Source organism: Pyrobaculum sp. (genome assembly GCF_049971835.1).
Classification (GTDB): Archaea; Thermoproteota; Thermoprotei; order Thermoproteales; family Thermoproteaceae; genus Pyrobaculum.
This window is the reverse complement of the sequence record NZ_JBMFKV010000189.1, coordinates 1-3428: the sequence shown is the minus strand read 5'-3', so window position 1 is coordinate 3428 and position 3428 is coordinate 1. Positions and strand designations below refer to the sequence as shown.

Annotated in this window: 4 protein-coding genes and 1 pseudogene; 2 read left to right on the top strand and 3 right to left on the bottom strand. The window is 58.7% G+C overall.

Translation table 11 applies throughout. The features are described 5' to 3' along the window. Both ACP5J3_RS12065 and cysS read left to right on the top strand, forming a co-directional pair. A pseudogene (locus ACP5J3_RS12065) lies at positions 1-246 on the top strand (PaRep2b protein); the annotation flags it as partial. A 60-nt stretch (positions 247-306) separates the two neighbouring features. Then, entirely contained in the window at positions 307-1728 is a 1422-nt protein-coding gene (gene cysS / locus ACP5J3_RS12060) for a cysteine--tRNA ligase (protein ID WP_428495917.1), read from the top strand. On the opposite strand, the gene ACP5J3_RS12055 is transcribed toward cysS, so the two are convergent. The 3 genes from ACP5J3_RS12055 to ACP5J3_RS12045 form a co-directional block, all read right to left on the bottom strand. Next, positions 1723-2217: a PaREP1 family protein gene (locus ACP5J3_RS12055; RefSeq protein ID WP_428495916.1), complete on the bottom strand. Its 495-nt coding sequence runs from the start codon at positions 2215-2217 to the stop codon at positions 1723-1725. The two genes, cysS and ACP5J3_RS12055, sit on opposite strands and share 6 nt — an antisense overlap. A gap of 238 nt (positions 2218-2455) precedes the next feature. Continuing rightward, on the bottom strand, positions 2456-2854 hold the full coding sequence (locus ACP5J3_RS12050) for an aspartyl protease family protein (RefSeq protein ID WP_428495915.1): 399 nt from the start codon (positions 2852-2854) through the stop codon (positions 2456-2458). A 20-nt stretch (positions 2855-2874) separates the two neighbouring features. Then, positions 2875-3428 (bottom strand): ATP-binding protein (locus tag ACP5J3_RS12045; protein ID WP_428495914.1); only part of this gene is annotated, 554 nt, incomplete at its 5' end.

Genomic DNA, 3428 nt, shown 5'->3' with positions numbered 1-3428 from the left:
AAGGAGGCGAGATTCTACAAAGCCAGAGACGAGATAGTGGGCTACATCAACATACACGCCAGCGCAGAGGGCGGACGCGAGGCAGACTACCTAAGGACAGCCGCCGTGCTGAAGGCCCTGGGAATAGAGGAGTGGTCAGTAGTCAAAGAGAGGGGAAAGCCTAAGCAGATACACTTCACCGGCGGCGCTCTAAAGGCGCTGATGAGGCTGGAGCCGGTCTGTGGAGCTACGGGTCGTTGTATATGATGGAGAGGCAGATTACAGAGGACTTCCGAAAGGAATAATTACAGAGACATTTCAAAGCCTATGCGGATCTACAACACGGCGACAAGGGGGGTGGAGGAATTCACGACGTATGTCCCTCGCCTTGCCCGCGGCTACGTCTGTGGAATCACGCCCTACGACCACGTCCACGTGGGGCACGGGCGGGTATACGTCTTCTTCGACATGTTTAGGCGGTATCTAGAGGCCGTTGGTTACGAGGTGAAGCTGGTGATAAACTTCACCGATGTAGACGACAAGATTATAAACAGGGCGCGGGAGGAATTTGGACAGGAGGCGTACAAGCGGTGGAAGGAGGTGCCGGAGAGGTACATAGCCGAGTTTTTCGAAATGTCAAAAAGGCTGTACATAAAGCCGGCGTCTGCCTACCCCAGAGTCACAGAAAACGTGGGGGATATGGTGGCGTGGATCTCCGCCCTCGTGGAGAAGGGCTATGCATACGTGGCGCCCGACGGCTCCGTATATTTCGAGGTGGGGAAAGTGCCTAACTACGGCGTCCTCTCCAGACAGAAAATAGAGGAATTAATCGCCGGGGCCAGGGTGGAGCCCGAGCCGGGCAAGAGAAACCCCCTTGACTTCGCCTTGTGGAAAAGCTGGAGCCACGGCGAGCCTTGGTGGGAGTCGCCGTGGTGCCCCGGCAGGCCGGGCTGGCATCTGGAGTGCGTCGTGATGTCCACAAAGCACCTCGGCGTGCCCTTCGACTTCCACGGCGGAGGCGCCGACCTCATATTTCCCCACCATGAGAACGAAATAGCAATAGCCAAGGCCTACTTCGGCGTTGACAACTTCGCCCGGTACTGGATCCACGTGGGGTACCTCACCGTCAGGGGGGAAAAGATGTCGAAGTCTCTGGGCAACGTAATTACGCTGAAGGAGGTGCTGTCTAGATACAGCGGCGAGGCCCTGAGGCTGGCCTACGCCATGAGCCACTACCGCAAGCCAATGGAATTCTCCTTTGAGCTCTTAGATCAAGCGGAGGACATGGTGAAGACCCTCTACACCGCCTACGACGAGCTGAGCCAAGCCGTGGCAGACGCAGGCGAGGAGGACAGGGAGAAGCTGGACTACGGGAGGTATGTGGAGGCGTTCTACGCCGCACTGGAGGACGACTTCTCGACCCCCCAGGCGGTGCAACAGCTATATGGGCTGGCCCGTTACATAATCTCCACCGTCCTGCACAGGGTGGACAAGGTTTCGCGCCAGACGGCGCTTGACCTCCTCACGCAGTACGTCAAAATGGCCGACGTGCTCGGCGTGCTGGAGCGGAGAGAAGTGCCGAAGGAGGTGGACGAGGTGGTGAAGGCGCTTGTAGAGGCGAGGGCCAGGCTGAGGCGGGAGAGGCAGTACCAGCTCGCGGACTATCTGAGAGAGAGACTCGCCGGGATCGGAGTAGAGCTGCACGACTTCGGGCAGAGGACGTATTACACCTATAAAAGGAGGTTATAGCCTCCTCCTCAACTCCTCAACGAATCTTCTGGTCCGCTCGATAACCTCCCTAATGTCCTCCTCCACCTGCTCGAGGCTGGAGTACTTGCTCAAAACGCCGCTTTCATCTAGCCCGTTGTACTGAACCTCGTGGAGGCTGAGCGCCAGAGCCGTTAGGAGAACCACCTCGTCGCCGTAGGCCCTCCTCAACACACGGGCCGCCTCCCACATCCTCCCCGTGGGCATCAGGGCTATTACCCAATCTGCCAGCTCCACCTCAGCGCCCTCGCGCGTAGTTACTCTCCCCCTGTATTTCGCAGTCATTAAATCTCTCGCCAGCGCGGCCGCCGCGGCGAGGGCGGCTTTCCAAGCCTGGAAGGCCTTCCCAGCCGCGTTTCTATGCAACCCCTCGTCGAGAAAACGCAGTGCCAAATCAGCCTCCGCCAGCGCCTCTAAGAGCCTAATCTCCACATAGCGCCTCAGATCCCGCCAGGGATGAACTATCTGCACAGAGGACATCCGCCAAGCGCTTTAATAAGCTTAATGCCCCCCTCACGCCCACATGTAGACGTTTATCCGAGACTTGGGAGATCTGGCGTGCCTATAACCATTTGTTAGACTATGCGCCGTAATACAGCTCTGCGGGTCTGAGCGCCATTGTATGGCGGCGGTTTAGGCGCGTGCTGGGAGCTAGTTAACGCTGTGAGGCTCTCCACGTCCCCACTGTCGTACAAGCATTAATGTTGCCCTACCTCACTGTCTCCACACGTATCGAACCTCCGTAGATCCCCATTAGTAACGCCTCCACCGGTTTGAGCCTCTTCTCCGCGGGGTCTGGCGCCAGGCCCAGCTGTTCCATAGTTACGGAGCCCAGTAGGTATATATCACGGTCGCCGAAAACCACGGGAGTGGCCGAGGCTCTGAAGCCCTCGACATCTATCCCCACCTCGCCCACGCGCCTCTCCACAACTCTGCCGTCCGCCAGCCTCAGCCTAGCCACCCTCACCGCAGAGATCCCCAAGCTCTCCAGCAACTCCGCTGACATCACCGTATAGGTCGCTCCTGCGTCTACTAACAGGTCAACCTCCACTGCTTTTGCAGGGTTGTGGATATTCCACACCCGAGCCCTTACGGTAAATGTGCCCACGACACCGCCACCCGCCAGATTTATAAGGCCTGCGCCTCCAAGGCCCTCTTAACAGCCTCTCTGTGCAGTGGTGTCTGCCACGCCACCCGCCTCCCCACGCCAATCTCCGGATCGCGCTCAGGCGGAGGGGCGTCTATCCAGAGCCGGGAGTCTCTATTCGGCAGGTGGAATATAATAAGATTCCTCTCGACGAGCTCATCTATAAGCTCCTCAGGCGCGTCACCGCTCCAGAGGACGTCTGGATCCTCCACCGCGCGCTCCAGCCAGCTGCGCCACTTCTCTACAAAGCTCCTAGTGACCCTCCCCCGGGCCGAGACGTCTTCTACAACGGCTGGCGAGCTCCACCCCACCTCGTATAGCTTCGCAAGAGCTGAGGGATTGCCGCCAGTTAGCCTCCACACGTCGCCAAAGGCTGGCTTCTCCCCCGGCACGCGGTCGTACAGTTGCCTAAATCCCTCGGCGGACATATTCCACATTACCCTCAAATCTGCCCATCTGTGCCTGCCGATTTCTCGCAGTGAGACGCCCTCGCTCGTCGCGGCGACCGCTACAATAACATCGTAGTCGCCGGGCG

Coding starts and splice junctions, on each gene's coding strand:
- cysS (WP_428495917.1), top strand. CDS start 307: ATGCGGATCTACAACACGGCGACAAGGGGGGTGGAGGAATTCACGACG.